This window comes from Marinomonas sp. (assembly GCF_965225885.1).
Classification (GTDB): Bacteria; Pseudomonadota; Gammaproteobacteria; order Pseudomonadales; family Marinomonadaceae; genus Marinomonas.
Map to the genome: position 1 here is coordinate 3103588 of NZ_OZ245329.1, position 13082 is coordinate 3116669.

The following is a 13082-nucleotide window of genomic DNA, read 5'->3' on the forward strand; positions in this document are numbered from 1 at the left end:
ACAAAAAAGCCGCTTTAGTTTAGAGCGGCTTTTTTTGTTTTTTTCAACAGAGATTTCAAGATTTAATCGCTGCCATTTATTTGACAACTTTTAACTGGAAACCTTTTTTAGGCTCTGGTGTTGTTGGTGGCGTCGGTTCATCTAGAAATTCCTCGGGCGGAAAAACAAAACCATCACCATTTTCTTTCGCGTATAAAGCTAACGTAGCTCGAATCGGCACATAAACCTGCATAGGCTTACCGCTAAAACGCGCCTCAAACGAAACAGCCTCTTTGTCCATGATCAAATGACGTACAGCAGACATACCAATGTTTAGCACTATCTGACCATCTTTAACGAATTCGGTAGGTACCACGACATCTTTCTGCTCAGCATCCACCAATAGATAAGGCGTCATATCATTATCTGCAACCCAAGAATAAGCTGCATTCAATAAATAAGATCTTTTCGGTAACATGTTATCTCCTACCCAATAAATATTTTGTAAAAAAAAGGAGCCATAAGCTCCTCTTTTACTACTTAACCAAACCGAGATAAAGCCTCAGTTTAGTCTAAACGCATTTCTTGCTCTGCTTCAGAAAGGCTTTCTTGGAAAGACTCACGAGCAAAAACCAGATCCATATATTTGTATAATGCTCTTGCCTGATCTTTAGGAATCTCTACACCTAGTATAGGTAAACGCCACAAGATTGGAGCCAAACAACAATCTACGATAGTAAACTCATCACTCATGAAGTAAGGTTTTTCTTCAAAAATCGGAGTAACGTTCAATAACCCTTCACGCAATTCTTTTTGTGCTTTAGCAACAGCTTCTTTGTCTTTACTAGTAAGAATCAAGTCAACCAGCTTCGCCCAATCACGCTGAATACGATACATAAACAAACGACTTTCAGCACGAGCAACAGGATAAACTGGCAGCAACGGTGGATGTGGAAAACGCTCATCCAAATATTCCATCATGACATTTGGCTCATAAAGAACCAAGTCGCGATCGACTAAAGCTGGTAATTCATTGTATGGATTAACATCCGCCAACTCGTCTGGCTTGTTAAACGGGTCTACATCTATGATGTCCACTGTGACGGCTTTCTCAGCCAGTACAATACGAACTCGATGGCTGTAATGATCCTCTCCATCAGAGAAGAACGTCATTGAGGAGCGCTTTGCAATAACACCCATGTCTAACCCCTATATTGAAAACATCTACGTCCCCTTCAAAGGAGGGAACAAACTATATTATGATGACGAAGTAACAAAATTATTACACGATATCGCCAACACAGAAAATCTTTCATGGAATATTTACTTACGTACCTTTTATAAAACAAGGCTTTAACTTAATACTATGCAGAGACACATTTCAAACCTAGACATCAAGCAACACGCAGCAAACTAAAAACAAACTTATGAACCATGAATTTCAAAGCCCAGCTATTCTAACATTATTTTCAAACAATTTTTCTTAGAAAAATCATTTTGTTGCAAGAATACTACAACTGACTTTATTTCAAGCAAAAAAAACGCTTGGCGAAAACACCAAGCGTTTTGATAATAATTCCAAAGCGAAAATTAACGCTTAGAGAACTGAGGACGACGACGTGCTTTGCGTAGACCAACTTTCTTACGTTCAACTTCACGAGAGTCGCGTGTAACGAATCCTGCAGAACGTAGAGTACGACGTAGAGTCTCGTCATATTGCATCAATGCGCGCGTGATACCGTGACGGATCGCACCAGCTTGACCAGAGATACCACCACCTTTAACAGTGATGTAAACGTCAAATTTTTCAGTAGCACCAACAAGTTCAAGAGGTTGACGAACAACCATCTGAGCCGTTTCACGACCGAAGTACTGAGAAAGAGTACGGTTGTTGATAACTAGGTTACCAGAACCCGCTTTAAGGAACACACGAGCGGTAGACGTTTTACGACGACCTGTACCGTAGTATTGAGTAGCTGACATAATGATCTTCCGTATTAAATGTTAAGGGCTTGAGGCTGTTGAGCAGCATGTGGATGCTCAGTACCAGCGTACACTTTCATTTTCTTGTGCATTGCACGGCCCAAAGGACCTTTTGGCAACATACCTTTTACGGCGATTTCAAGAACACGCTCAGGAGCGTGATCAATCAACTTCTCGAAATTCATAGAACGCAAGCCGCCTGGATAACCAGTATGGCGGTAATATTGTTTAGCAGCTGCTTTGTTACCTGTAACGTGAATTTTCTCAGCGTTAACAACAACGATGTAATCGCCAGTATCAACGTGCGGAGTGTATTCAGCTTTATGCTTGCCACGTAGACGACGAGCAATTTCAGTAGCCAAGCGGCCTAGAGTTTTGCCTTCAGCATCAACCACGAACCAGTCGCGGCGAACTTCAGCAGGTTTAGCTGTAAAAGTTTTCATCAAAAAACCCTTTCAATACGCGTGTTCAATGACACGCTATACCTATTATTATTGGTTGGCCAAATACTAGATATTTGATCAACGTACACTTACCTTTAAAAAGGCGAGCGAAGTATACACCAACCCAATGAAATATAAAAGTCGAAATACACTTAAGGACGGTGCTCTAAAGACAAATACTCTTCAGATTGCATTTCTAATAATCGGCTCACTGTACGATCGTATTCAAAGGCCAATCGCGTACCAGTATAAATATCTGGAATAGCCACTTCAGCAGAGAAAATCATCTTAACATGACGATCATAAAACTCATCTACCAAATTAATGAAACGCCTTGCCAAATCATCCCGCGATGCATCCATCTGCGGTAAATTAGAAACAATCACCGTACTATAAAGGCGCGCCAACTCAATGTAGTCAACCTGACTTCTCGGACCATCGCACAACGCCTTAATATCAAACCAAGCAAGATCTTCACAGCTTCGCAACAAAGGAATGTTTCGACCTTCAATTTCTGCAGCACCACCCTCAACGATATGAGAGGCATCAGAAATCAAACTCATGAAACGCTCATTCAAAGCCTCATCGGCTTCCTTACTTAACGGGAAATGATAAAGCTTAGCTTGTTTCAAGGTGCGCAATCGATAATCTATGCCACCATCTACATTCATCACTTTAGTGTGCTTTTTCACTAGATCGATAGCAGGTAAAAAACGCGCACGCTGTAAACCATTTTTATACAATCCGTCTGGCTCTATATTAGAAGTTGCCACCAAGGTTGTTCCATTTTCAAATAGCACCTCAAGTAAACCAGCCAAAATCATAGCATCAGTAATGTCAGTGACAAAAAATTCATCAAAACACAATATCTGCGCTTTTGAGGCAATTTCTTTTCCAACTATCTCCAGTGGATTTTTCACATCATGAAGCTTGCGTAACTCCTGATGAACCATCTGCATAAAGCGATGAAAATGTAGGCGCATTTTCTTTTCTGTAGGTAGGCAATCGAAGAAAGTATCCATTAAATAGGTTTTACCTCGACCAACACCTCCCCAAAAATACACCCCCTGCTCAACAGACAGCGTTTTCTTTTTTAAAAAGCGCCCCAGAAGGCCACCTGAAGGTTTATCGGCTTGATTAGCGACCAATCGGTCAAATAAATCTTGAAGTGCTTCTACCGCTTCCTCTTGAGCTGGATCATAATTAAAGTCTAATCTGGTCAAATCTTGCTTGTAACGTGTAATGGGTGTCATCGCCGCTCTTTCGTTCAATTAGTAAATTATGCGCATTCTAACAAATTGCGACTTAAACAACACCTATCAAGCTGTTATCGTAGAGGTGGTTTCGCTATAATGGATTATCTGTTTTTTGGAGAAAGTCATGAACTTAGAAGAATTCAATATTATTATCTTTATCACCGGCATCATTATTGGCTGTGTCGCTACACTTGCTCTTAAAAGCTACAGCGCGAAAAACAACAGCAAGAAAACTGATTCAAGTTCAAACATCATCACCATGAAGTCTTTACAACAAGAGCTAGACAACAAGCAAGTCATAATCGATAACTTCTTCACCGACAGCAACGAGCACCTAATGTCAGTCGAAAAACGCCTGACCGAACTAAGAAACACTCTTGCCGATAACGCAAGCCAATTAAGTAATGTAAAAATTGAACGAAGTATTACCGAGACAAACAACTCTGACACTGTTGAAGCAGAATCTTTCGAACCGCCAAGAGATTACGCGTTAAAAAAAGACAAAGAGCCAGGTATGCTTAGTGAGAAATTTGGTTTTAATGATAAAAATATCGACATTGAACCCAAGCGCACTATTTAATAAGAAAAACACACCAATAAAAAAACGGGCTTTTAAAAAGCCCGTTTTTTTATCTATTAAGATTAAGCACCTTCACTATGCAGGGTTTTCTATATCAACAAAAACCGCATCCAAACCACACTCATTCGTCAAATACGCGGCCACAGATCTTGCTCCAAAACGCTCAGTCGCATGGTGCCCTGCTGCAACAAAGTGAATCCCCATTTCTCGCGCAATATGAATTGTCTGCTCAGAAACTTCACCCGTGATAAATACATCTGCACCAGCCGCTACAGCTTGCTCTATGTAGCTCTGAGCACCACCAGTACACAGCGCTACACGCTGTATTGTTTGATCATTAACACGCTCAAACAATACATTACGATCAACGGCCGTCTCGATCATTCTTCGAAACACATCAGCCGAAACTGGCTCAATTAACTCACCAACGATACCGATAGACTCTTCAATAGCAACACCAACCTGCAAGCCAGAGCGATTTATAAGTCCTATCGCATTAGCCAACCCGGCATTATTTCCCAGCGCTGGATGCGCATCTAACGGCAAATGGTAGCCATACAAATTGATGTCATTCTTAATCAAAGCAGCTATGCGTCGATATTTCATACCCATAATTCGTGGATCTTCATTTTTCCAAAAATAACCATGATGAACGAAGATTGCGTCTGCTTTATAATCAATAGCAGCATTAATCAGCGCCTGACTTGCAGTTACACCTGTAACCACGCGGTTAATCTCTTTTTTCCCTTCCACCTGCAAACCATTGGGCGCATAATCTTGGAAGCGACTTGGACTGAATGTCTTATTAAGCAATAACTCAAATTCACTGCGTAGCAAAACAACTCCTTAAACTTTATGAATCAAAAAACCTACTGGATACCCATCATTATCGCTATTCTCGCTGGTACTTGTATAGGTCTAGCGGTACTACTTATCCAAGAGAAGCAAAAAATTGCCGACTCCAGCTATTCAACATCTGTAAAAATAGCCACGCCTTCTGTTGTTAACATCTACACGCAAGTCATGCAACAAAAAGGCCTAAACGACTCAAGCACAGCAAAACACAGCATCAACCTAGGCTCTGGTGTCATAGCAACAAAGGATGGTTTCATCCTCACTAACCATCACGTCATTCAAAACGCCCAAAGTATTGTTATCGCCCTTCATGACGATAGACGTGTTGAAGCAAAGCTCATTGGCTCAGACCCATCAACCGACCTAGCCGTTTTAAAAATTGACCTACCCAACCTTCCCAACATAAAAATGGGCAATAGTGACAACATATCCGTGGGCGACAAAATCCTCGCCATAGGCAACCCGTTTGGAATAGGACAAACAGTCACAGCCGGCATTATTAGCGCCAAAGGCCGAAACAGCATTGGACTTAACACCTACGAGAACTTCCTACAAACCGACGCAGCTATAAACCCAGGCAATTCAGGTGGCGCATTAGTCAATCTAAAAGGCGAACTTATCGGCATTAGCTCGGCCATTTATTCAAGCACTGGAGGCTCTCAAGGTATCGGCTTTGCAACTCCAATTGATGACGCTCTTGACGTAATGACTGACATCATAAAACATGGGGAAGTTGTAAGAGGATATCTAGGAATGGACGCTCAAAAGATTACAAAAACTCTGGCCAAAAACCTACTATTACCGTCAGAGCACGGGCTCTTGGTAAGCGACATAACAAAAGAAAGCCCAGCCGATAAAGCCGGTATAGAAGTTGGCGACATAATACTTAAAATTAACAACACGCCGAGCGAAGACCCATTTAAGATAAGACACCTAATAGCCTCACTAAAACCTGGAACTCACATCTCATTGGTAGGTATTCGTGGGCAGCAATCCTATCAGACAAATATCATGCTAGAAAAACAACCCACGATGCAACGTATTACTTATTAACACAAAAAAGCTACTGCTGGAGTTCAACCTGCTCTTTCAGCTTTTGCAAACTACGCTCAAAATTACTACCCGCAATATCATTGGCAAACATAGCAAGATAGGGACTCAACAAGCCAGCACTAAGACTACCTTCTATCGTCCATTTAACCAAAGTTCCATCTTTGCTTTCTTGCAAGACAATTTGATTATGGACTAGATTTACTTTCGGCTTGAGGCGCACATCAAAACGCACAACACCTTCAGTCGATTCAATCACCGATAAAACGCCTTGATCGGCGGTTTTATCGTAAAACAAGGCAACAGAGTTCCCCTCACCCAAAACACCTTCAAATGAAGCCACTTTACCATCTTGGACAAACATCCAATTCGGTAAGCGATCACCCTGAAGCATATCTTGGTAAACCGCATCGCGAGGAGCATGAATAAAAACACTACGCTCCACCCGATAATCTGCTGGCATAAAGAACCCAACAACAACCAGAAGTAGGATAACTAACGCTGAAATGCGCGTTACCTTTCGCAGCTTATAAAGAGCAGCCGGATGCGGTGAATTACTCGCCATTAAGAATCCTTCAGAATACGATATTCCGCCGACATAGCATGCGCTTCTAACGACTCACCACGAGCCAAAGGAGAAGCAATTTTTGCCAATTCACTGGCCCCTTCAGGCGAACAGTAAATCAACGAACTACGCTTTTGGAAGTCATAAACCCCCAAAGGAGATGAAAACCTTGCCGTACCAGACGTTGGCAAAACATGGTTAGGTCCTGCACAATAATCACCCAATGCCTCTGGTGTATGACGCCCCATGAAAATCGCACCAGCATGACGAATTTTTTCCGCCCATTTTTCTGGCTCATCTATCGACAACTCAAGGTGCTCAGCAGCAACGATGTTCGCAATATCCATGGCTTCATCCATATTTTCAACATGGATAAAGGCACCACGACCTTCTAGGGAAGCTTTAATAATATCTTTGCGACTTTGCGTTTCAATCAAACGCTCCATAGAAGCTTTTACATCTTTTATAAAAGCCAAATCAGGAGAGATCAGAATAGATTGAGCATCCTCATCGTGTTCTGCTTGCGAGAATAAATCCATCGCAATCCAATCAGGGTCAGTTTTACCATCACACACAACAAGTATTTCAGAAGGTCCGGCGATCATATCGATACCGACGACACCAAACACCATCTTCTTAGCAGTGGCCACGTAGATGTTACCAGGGCCAACTATCTTATCGACTTTTGGAATAGTTTGAGTGCCATATGCCAACGCAGCAACAGCCTGCGCACCACCAATGGTGAATACACGATCTACACCCGCAATATACGCCGCCGCCAAAACGATATCGTTAACCAAACCATCAGGTGTTGGCACCACCATGATAATTTCGCCAACACCCGCCACTTTTGCAGGCATTACATTCATTAATACCGATGAAGGGTAAGCCGCTTTACCGCCTGGCACATAAACACCAACACGATCTAAAGGCGTCACTTTCTGACCAAGCACGGTACCGTTATCTTCCTGATACTGCCAAGACGGCTGTTTTTGACGCTCGTGGTAATCATGAACACGCTTTGCAGCCGCTTCCAAGCTAGCAACCAGTTCTGCGCTGACTCGACCTTTCGCAAGAGCCAACTCTTCACGCGAAATCTCAAGTTCAGAAGAAGAAGTAACTTGACGGCGATCAAAGCGATTAGTGAACTCAATCACCGCTTCATCACCTTTAACGCGAACTTGCTCAACAATATCGGCAACTGCTTTTTGCACGCCGGCATCAGACACTGAGTCCCACGCAAGTAAAGACTCTAGCTCAGAGCGAAAACCATCAGAGTTAGAAGAGAATTCTCGAATATTAAGGTTCAATTATTTACCCTCGTTATCGTCAACCGCACGTCTTATCATTTCTAAGATAGGCTCAATTTCAGAGTACTTGGTTTTATAAGCCGCTTTATTGACCACCAAACGCGTACTGATCGGCGCAATTAACTCACGAGCCTCAAGACCATTTGCCTTTAGCGTATTGCCAGTGTCCACGATATCTACAATAAGATCTGCTAAGCCCATAATAGGTGCCAATTCCATCGCACCATATAGTTTAATGACATCAGCCTGAATGCCCTGCTCAGCAAAATACGCTTTTGCCGTTTTTATAAACTTAGAAGCAACCTTTAAGCGTCTATTTGGCAAAGGCTGACCCACAACGCCTGCCGTCATCAAACGGCATTTCGCTATTTTAAGGTCTAGCAGCTCGTAAAGGTTTTTTGTCGATGCTTCCATCAACACATCTTTACCAGCCACACCAAAGTCTGCCACACCGTGATCAACATAAGTTGGGACGTCAGTCGCACGCAAAATAACCAACTTAATATGTTCATGATTGGTATCGAATATTAACTTGCGGCTTTTACTAATATCTTCAACTGGAACAATATTCGCTTTTTCTAAAAGCGGTAAAGTTTCACCAAGAATGCGCCCTTTCGACAGCGCAATCGTTAATGTTTTACTCATATTAATTTAAGACCCGTGAAATTTTCGCACCCAATGAACCGAATTTTTCTTCAATACACTCATAACCACGGTCAATATGGTAGATGCGATCAATCTTTGTATCACCGTCTGCGACTAAAGCAGAAAGCACTAAACTAGCAGAAGCACGCAAATCGGTTGCCATTACTGGCGCACCTTTCAAACGCTCACAACCGCGGACGATTGCCGTGTTGCCGTTTACCTCAATATCAGCCCCCATGCGTAACATTTCGTCTACGTGCATGAAGCGATTTTCAAAGATATTTTCGATGACTCGTCCAACGCCGTTTGCAATGGAGTTCAAAGCAACAAACTGAGCCTGCATGTCAGTTGGAAACGCAGGATAAGGCGCAGTACTGATATTGACAGCATTTGGACGGCGACCTTCCATATCCACTTCAATCCAATCATCACCACAAGTCACTTTCGCTCCAGCCTCTTCCAATTTAGAAAGCACAGCCTCAAGTGATTTAACATTAGTATCGATAACACGCACTTTGCCACCTGTAATCGCAGCCGCAACTAAGAAAGTACCTGTTTCAATACGATCTGGCATGACGGGATAGCTTGTGCCATGCAACGCTTCAACGCCATCAATGATAATAGTGTCCGTACCATGACCTGTAATTTTAGCGCCCATTGCAATTAGACACTCAGCTAAATCAACTACTTCGGGTTCACGAGCCGCGTTTTCTAAAATGGTTTGACCATCAGCCAGCGTAGCCGCCATTAGTAAGTTTTCAGTACCAGTAACGGTCACTTTATCAAAGAAGATACGCGCACCCTTGAGGCGACCATCAACACTGGCAACGATATCACCACTTTCTACAGAGATTGTTGCACCCATTGCTTCCAAACCACGCAAATGCAAATCAACAGGCCGGCTACCAATGGCGCAACCACCTGGAAGTGATACAACCGCTTTACCAAAATGACTCACTAAAGGACCAAGTACCAAAATAGAAGCACGCATGGTTTTAACGAGATCATAAGGCGCTTCGCAGTTATTAAGCGTTGAAACATCTAGCTGAACGCTCATTTTTTCGTCAACAACAACACCACAACCCATAGAGCCAAGCAGCTCAAGCATAGTAGTAATATCATGTAAATGAGGAAGGTTTTTAATCGTGATCAATTCTTTTGTTAACAAGGTTGCCGCTAAAATTGGCAACGCGGCATTTTTCGCACCTGAAGCGCGAACAACACCATTAAGCCGAGTACCACCGGTAATCAGAAGCTTATCCATATTTTTAATCTCTTATAATAGCTTTTATAGCTTGCTTATTTGTTCTGGCGTGTAAGTTTTCATTGTAACGGCGTGAATGGCGCCACTGGAAATAGCTTCTTGAAGATGTGAATACACAAGCTGCTGCCTCTTAACTGTCGACAGACCCTCAAATTCGCTTGTCACTACAACTACTTGAAAATTACAACCTTCTCCTTCGGCAACCACTTCACAGTTGCGGATAGAGGATTCTAAAAGTGCTTTAACTTCACCTGCGTTCACAGTCGCTCCAATAGATAAAATATGCTTGATTCCTCCTATTCTACATGAGTACAGCCAACTACTTAACACCTCTAAGCCTAACTCTGAATAAAAAACCACTTGTTTTCTAAGATTTTAATCAAGACTGACAATACTCACAGCCCAAAAAGCAAAAAATCCGAATCCACTTAATGGATTCAGATTCTATGTGGCGCAAACCAGCAGTGCTTAAATTAAGATTTCTTAGCTAAAGACTCTTTCCAAGCCGAGATGGCGAGCTCAATATCATTTCTATTTTGCTCCATCATGACGCCAAACTGCTTACGAAAGGTTAAGCCAAAATTGATATTATTAATCACCACATTACTCAGCATCCAATTACCAGTTTTAGACTCTTCCATGTAAAAGCTGATATTTAACATACCGCCGGACTCCATTTGGAAGTCGACATCGACTTTTGTCTCTTTTCCTCGTCCTTGCGGCCCAAGAGGTAAAACATTAATTCGATCAGCATCAAGCTCAAGCAAAGACGCTCCATACGTTTTTAACAAAGTATCCTTAGTCACACTTGCAAAACGAATACGCTGCTCCGGCGATGCCCTGCGGTAATACTTCCCCATGACCTTCTTAGAAAAATCATCAAAATCAACCACATTCGTTAGAATAGTATTAACACGTTCTTCTAATAAGGCAGGATTTTTAGATAACACCGCTTTATCTGCAACAATATCCGTACGAAAGGCATCTACTACTTTAATAACAGTATCCCTTGCACCATCAACATTTGACCAAGTTAAACTTGAACCAAACAAGGCAAACACAAAAAACACACCAGATAAAATCTTAGACATACTACTTCTCCGTATCACCGGATTTAAACAAAAACTGACTAATCAAAGTTTCCAAAACTAGAGCCGACTGAGTATCAAAAATTTCACTACCATTTTTGAGCATTTCATCATCAGCCCCGATAGAAATACCTAAGTATTTTTCGCCCAGCAACCCACTCGTCAAAATAGCAATAGAGCTATCAGTAGGAATATTATTAACATCCGAATCAATGTTCATCGTCACTAATGCCATATACAATTCTTTATCGAATGTAATGGATTCAACACTACCAACAGTCACGCCAGCGATAGAAACCTTAGCTCGACTTGTCAATCCTGCAATATCGTCAAATCTTGCAACAACTTGATACGTATCTTTCTTAGCAGAAAAGGCAAGACCACTAACCTGAACGGCCAAATAAACCAGAGCAACAACACCCAATACTATAAAACACCCTACCAACAACTCTGAACGTTTACTTCTCATTCTAAAAATCCCCAAACATAGCGGCGGTTAATACAAAATCTAAAGCCAAAATAGCTAACGAACCAAGAACCACTGTACGAGTGGTCGCTTTACCAATTCCCTCAGAGGTAGGAACACATTCATACCCTTGATAAACGGCTATCCAAGTAACAACCACTGAAAAACATAACGCCTTGATAAGACCATTCAAAATATCAGTGTCAAAATACACAGACTGCTGCATTGATGACCAAAACGCACCATCATAAACACCCAACCATTGAACTGAGACAAGATGCCCACCAAGAATACCAGATGCAGAAAAGATCAAACTCAAGATCGGCAAACAAATCACGCCAGCAATAAAGCGAGGCGCAATCACGCGTCTCAAAGGATCAACCCCCATCATTTCAAAACTGGAGAGTTGCTCAGTTGCTTTCATCAAACCAATTTCAGCCGTTAAAGACGAACCTGCACGCCCAGCAAAAAGCAGCGCAGTTACCACAGGAGAAAGCTCCCTCAATAAAGAAAGCGCCAACAACTGACCAACCGCTTCTTCAGAGCCAAACTTCGCCAAAATGCTATAACCTTGAAGTGACAAAACCATGCCAATAAAAGCACCAGAAACAACAATAATAACGAGAGATAAAACCCCAACAGAATAAAGCTGCTTTACCAACAAATTAATAGATTCTTTAAACCGAACCGGCACTCTAAAAATACTTTGCACCAAGAAAATCCCAGCACGACCAACAGCCTCAAGCCAATCCAATAGCGACGCCCCTAATAACCCAATACTTTTCATGAAGTCACCCTATCAGAGATATTTTCTTCTGGATAATGGAAAGGAACTGGACCATCTGGCTCGCCGTTTAAAAACTGCTTCACTTCAGGGTCATCAGAAGCCCGAATTTCATCAGCAGAACCTTCAGCGATAACTCGCCCGCCAGCCAAAATACAGACATGATCGGCAATAGAAAGAGACTCTTCAACATCATGAGAAACAAGAACAGACGTCATATTTGCAGAGTCATTTAGCTGACGTATTAACTTCACCAGAACACCTTTCGAAATAGGATCTTGCCCAGTAAACGGCTCGTCATACATTACAAGCTCAGGATCTAGAGCAATCGCTCGAGCCAATGCAACTCGCCTCGCCATCCCTCCAGATAACTCAGACGGCATCAAATCAGCAGCGCCGCGCAAACCGACGCTATAAAGCTTTTTCGCAACGATATTCGCTATCGTCTTAGCATCTAGTTTAGTGTGCTCTTCCATGGGAAAAGCAATATTCTCAGCAACAGACATATCGCTAAACAAAGCACCACTCTGAAAAAGCATGCCCATTTTCCTACGCACTTTATAAAGCTCAGAACGAGATAACGCGTGAACATTTTGCCCATCAACCAAAATAGTGCCCGAATCAGGAGCGAGTTGCGCAGCGATCAAACGCAGCAACGTTGTTTTACCAGTTCCACTTGGCCCCATTACTGCTGTTATTTTGCCTCGTGGAATAGTGAGAGAAACGTGCTCGTAAATTGCACGGTCTCCCCTAAAAAAACTAACATCTTGGACTGTTATATAAGCATCTACCACTGACACACCTTTTTAATCCC

The 13082-nt window shown here is 42.2% G+C and carries 17 protein-coding genes; 2 read left to right on the forward strand and 15 right to left on the reverse strand.

The window, feature by feature from the left end; all coding sequences use genetic code 11:
• Nucleotides 1–76: 76 nt before the first annotated feature.
• The 5 genes from ACO05V_RS14740 to zapE form a co-directional block, all read right to left on the reverse strand.
• Entirely contained in the window at nt 77–457 is a 381-nt protein-coding gene (locus ACO05V_RS14740; RefSeq protein ID WP_421852974.1) for a ClpXP protease specificity-enhancing factor, read from the reverse strand.
• 89 nt (nt 458–546) lie between these two features.
• On the reverse strand, nt 547–1179 hold the full coding sequence (locus ACO05V_RS14745; RefSeq protein ID WP_072839867.1) for a glutathione S-transferase N-terminal domain-containing protein: 633 nt from the start codon (nt 1177–1179) through the stop codon (nt 547–549).
• 390 nt (nt 1180–1569) lie between these two features.
• On the reverse strand, nt 1570–1962 hold the full coding sequence (gene rpsI / locus ACO05V_RS14750; RefSeq protein ID WP_072839866.1) for a 30S ribosomal protein S9: 393 nt from the start codon (nt 1960–1962) through the stop codon (nt 1570–1572).
• Between the two features lie 14 nt (nt 1963–1976).
• A complete protein-coding gene (gene rplM, locus ACO05V_RS14755) occupies nt 1977–2405 on the reverse strand; it encodes a 50S ribosomal protein L13 (RefSeq protein WP_072839865.1) in 429 nt (142 codons plus the stop codon).
• Nucleotides 2406–2557: 152 nt separating this feature from the next.
• Nucleotides 2558–3658 (reverse strand): cell division protein ZapE, encoded by a 1101-nt coding sequence (zapE, locus tag ACO05V_RS14760; RefSeq protein WP_421852980.1) that lies wholly within the window; start codon nt 3656–3658, stop codon nt 2558–2560.
• Nucleotides 3659–3785: 127 nt separating this feature from the next.
• On the opposite strand from zapE, the gene ACO05V_RS14765 reads away from it, so the two are divergent.
• Entirely contained in the window at nt 3786–4241 is a 456-nt protein-coding gene (locus ACO05V_RS14765; protein WP_421852983.1) for a ZapG family protein, read from the forward strand.
• A 75-nt stretch (nt 4242–4316) separates the two neighbouring features.
• On the opposite strand, the gene ACO05V_RS14770 is transcribed toward ACO05V_RS14765, so the two are convergent.
• Complete coding sequence (locus ACO05V_RS14770; protein WP_421852986.1) at nt 4317–5078, reverse strand: Nif3-like dinuclear metal center hexameric protein; 762 nt, start codon at nt 5076–5078, stop codon at nt 4317–4319.
• An 18-nt stretch (nt 5079–5096) separates the two neighbouring features.
• On the opposite strand from ACO05V_RS14770, the gene ACO05V_RS14775 reads away from it, so the two are divergent.
• Nucleotides 5097–6149, forward strand: a complete 1053-nt coding sequence (locus tag ACO05V_RS14775) for a S1C family serine protease (protein WP_421852989.1) — start codon at nt 5097–5099, stop codon at nt 6147–6149.
• 10 nt (nt 6150–6159) lie between these two features.
• Here the strand turns inward: ACO05V_RS14775 and ACO05V_RS14780 are convergent, their stop codons facing one another.
• The 9 genes from ACO05V_RS14780 to ACO05V_RS14820 all read right to left on the reverse strand — a co-directional run bounded on the left by ACO05V_RS14780 (nt 6160) and on the right by ACO05V_RS14820 (nt 13068).
• Nucleotides 6160–6711: an SRPBCC family protein gene (locus tag ACO05V_RS14780; protein ID WP_421852992.1), complete on the reverse strand. Its 552-nt coding sequence runs from the start codon at nt 6709–6711 to the stop codon at nt 6160–6162.
• Nucleotides 6711–8021 (reverse strand): histidinol dehydrogenase, encoded by a 1311-nt coding sequence (gene hisD / locus ACO05V_RS14785; RefSeq protein WP_421852996.1) that lies wholly within the window; start codon nt 8019–8021, stop codon nt 6711–6713. The genes ACO05V_RS14780 and hisD overlap by 1 nt, the downstream gene beginning before the upstream one ends.
• Nucleotides 8022–8666, reverse strand: a complete 645-nt coding sequence (gene hisG, locus ACO05V_RS14790) for an ATP phosphoribosyltransferase (protein ID WP_421852999.1) — start codon at nt 8664–8666, stop codon at nt 8022–8024.
• Between the two features lies 1 nt (nt 8667).
• Complete coding sequence (gene murA, locus ACO05V_RS14795; protein WP_421853002.1) at nt 8668–9930, reverse strand: UDP-N-acetylglucosamine 1-carboxyvinyltransferase; 1263 nt, start codon at nt 9928–9930, stop codon at nt 8668–8670.
• 24 nt (nt 9931–9954) lie between these two features.
• Nucleotides 9955–10191, reverse strand: coding sequence for a BolA family protein (locus tag ACO05V_RS14800; protein WP_012070110.1), 237 nt, complete (start codon nt 10189–10191; stop codon nt 9955–9957).
• Between the two features lie 212 nt (nt 10192–10403).
• Nucleotides 10404–11021 carry an MlaC/ttg2D family ABC transporter substrate-binding protein gene (locus tag ACO05V_RS14805; protein WP_421853005.1) on the reverse strand — a complete coding sequence of 206 codons (618 nt, stop codon included), beginning with the start codon at nt 11019–11021 and terminating at the stop codon, nt 10404–10406.
• Between the two features lies 1 nt (nt 11022).
• Nucleotides 11023–11487 (reverse strand): outer membrane lipid asymmetry maintenance protein MlaD, encoded by a 465-nt coding sequence (gene mlaD, locus ACO05V_RS14810; RefSeq protein ID WP_421853008.1) that lies wholly within the window; start codon nt 11485–11487, stop codon nt 11023–11025.
• Between the two features lies 1 nt (nt 11488).
• Nucleotides 11489–12271, reverse strand: coding sequence for a lipid asymmetry maintenance ABC transporter permease subunit MlaE (mlaE, locus tag ACO05V_RS14815; RefSeq protein ID WP_421853011.1), 783 nt, complete (start codon nt 12269–12271; stop codon nt 11489–11491).
• Nucleotides 12268–13068 carry an ABC transporter ATP-binding protein gene (locus ACO05V_RS14820; RefSeq protein WP_421853014.1) on the reverse strand — a complete coding sequence of 267 codons (801 nt, stop codon included), beginning with the start codon at nt 13066–13068 and terminating at the stop codon, nt 12268–12270. Before ACO05V_RS14820 ends, mlaE begins: the two co-directional genes overlap by 4 nt.
• Nucleotides 13069–13082 lie beyond the last annotated feature (14 nt).

Coding starts and splice junctions, on each gene's coding strand:
- ACO05V_RS14740 (WP_421852974.1), bottom strand. CDS start 457: ATGTTACCGAAAAGATCTTATTTATTGAATGCAGCTTATTCTTGGGTT.
- ACO05V_RS14745 (WP_072839867.1), bottom strand. CDS start 1,179: ATGGGTGTTATTGCAAAGCGCTCCTCAATGACGTTCTTCTCTGATGGA.
- rpsI (WP_072839866.1), bottom strand. CDS start 1,962: ATGTCAGCTACTCAATACTACGGTACAGGTCGTCGTAAAACGTCTACC.
- rplM (WP_072839865.1), bottom strand. CDS start 2,405: ATGAAAACTTTTACAGCTAAACCTGCTGAAGTTCGCCGCGACTGGTTC.
- zapE (WP_421852980.1), bottom strand. CDS start 3,658: ATGACACCCATTACACGTTACAAGCAAGATTTGACCAGATTAGACTTT.
- ACO05V_RS14765 (WP_421852983.1), top strand. CDS start 3,786: ATGAACTTAGAAGAATTCAATATTATTATCTTTATCACCGGCATCATT.
- ACO05V_RS14775 (WP_421852989.1), top strand. CDS start 5,097: ATGAATCAAAAAACCTACTGGATACCCATCATTATCGCTATTCTCGCT.
- ACO05V_RS14780 (WP_421852992.1), bottom strand. CDS start 6,711: ATGGCGAGTAATTCACCGCATCCGGCTGCTCTTTATAAGCTGCGAAAG.
- hisG (WP_421852999.1), bottom strand. CDS start 8,666: ATGAGTAAAACATTAACGATTGCGCTGTCGAAAGGGCGCATTCTTGGT.
- murA (WP_421853002.1), bottom strand. CDS start 9,930: ATGGATAAGCTTCTGATTACCGGTGGTACTCGGCTTAATGGTGTTGTT.
- ACO05V_RS14805 (WP_421853005.1), bottom strand. CDS start 11,021: ATGTCTAAGATTTTATCTGGTGTGTTTTTTGTGTTTGCCTTGTTTGGT.
- mlaD (WP_421853008.1), bottom strand. CDS start 11,487: ATGAGAAGTAAACGTTCAGAGTTGTTGGTAGGGTGTTTTATAGTATTG.
- mlaE (WP_421853011.1), bottom strand. CDS start 12,271: ATGAAAAGTATTGGGTTATTAGGGGCGTCGCTATTGGATTGGCTTGAG.